This window comes from bacterium (genome assembly GCA_030655055.1).
GTDB lineage: Bacteria > Edwardsbacteria > AC1 > AC1 > EtOH8 > UBA5202.
In genome coordinates this window covers 1-1090 of record JAURWH010000131.1, presented here as the reverse complement: position 1 = coordinate 1090, position 1090 = coordinate 1, and the positions used below count along the sequence as shown (strand labels likewise).

Below are 1090 nucleotides of genomic sequence, written 5' to 3'. Positions count from 1 at the left end.
CGGCCCGGGCGATGGGATCGATCCCGGTGAAGGGCTCATCCAGAAGCAAAAAAGCCGGATTGGTGACCAGGGCCCGGGTCACTTCCACCCTTCTTCTCTCCCCGCCGGAAATGGCGTAAGCCTTCTTCTTGGCCAGGTGCTCTATGTTGAGTTCGCTCAGCAGGGATTTCAACCGTTCCTGGCGCTGCTGTTTGTTCAGCGGCATCATTTCCAGGATGGCCATGATGTTGTCCTCAACCGAAAGCTTGCGGAAGACCGAGGCCTCCTGGGTCAGGTATCCCAGCCCCAGCCGGGCCCGCTGGTACATGGGCAGGCCGGTGATCTCGGTCTGGTCCAAAAGCACTTTGCCGGAGTCCGGCTTAAGCAGCCCGGTGATGATGTTGAAGGTGGTGGTCTTGCCGGCCCCGTTGGGCCCCAGCAGGCCGACCACCTCGCCCTGTTTCACCTCCAGGGAGATCCCGTTCACCGCCCGGTGCTTTTTGTAGCTTTTAAATATTCCCTCGGTTCTCAGGGTCTGACGTTCTTTTATCTGGTCCACAGTTTTCCATCCTTTAATTCCAGTGTGCGTTGCGCCCTTTGGGCTATTTCCTGGTTGTGGGTGACTATCACCAGCGCTATGCCGGTGGTCTGGTTGAGTTCCCATAAAAGCTGGACCACGTTCTGGCCGGTGGCCCGGTCCAGGTTGCCGGTGGGCTCGTCGGCCAGCAGCACCAGGGGACGGTTGACCACGGCCCGGGCAATGGCCACCCGCTGCTGCTCTCCCCCCGAAAGTTCGTTGGGCCGGTGCCCGGCCCTTTCCTCCAGGCCCAGGTCGTTAAGAATCTTCCGGCTGGCTGCTTCGGCCTGGCCCAGGGACTGGCCCCGCACCAGCAGAGGCATGGCCACATTCTCCCAGGCACAGAATTCCGGCAGCAAGTGGTGAAACTGGAAAACAAAGCCCATGCTGGCATTCCTCAGCGAGGCCAGTTCATGGTCCGAAAGCCTTGAGGTCTCCTGGCAGTTGATGTTCACCTGCCCGGTGGTAGGCCGGTCCAGGCAGCCCAGGATCTGCAGCAGGGTTGATTTGCCCTAGCCTGAGGCCCCGGTGATG

The 1090-nt window shown here is 60.6% G+C and carries 2 protein-coding genes; both read right to left on the bottom strand.

All coding sequences use genetic code 11. The annotated features are described in order from the left end of the window. Nucleotides 1-538 (bottom strand): LPS export ABC transporter ATP-binding protein (lptB, locus tag Q7U71_06215; GenBank protein MDO9391350.1); only part of this gene is annotated, 538 nt, incomplete at its 3' end. Beyond that, a complete protein-coding gene (locus Q7U71_06210) occupies nucleotides 526-1056 on the bottom strand; it encodes an ABC transporter ATP-binding protein (GenBank protein ID MDO9391349.1) in 531 nt (176 codons plus the stop codon). The genes lptB and Q7U71_06210, both read right to left, overlap by 13 nt. Nucleotides 1057-1090 lie beyond the last annotated feature (34 nt).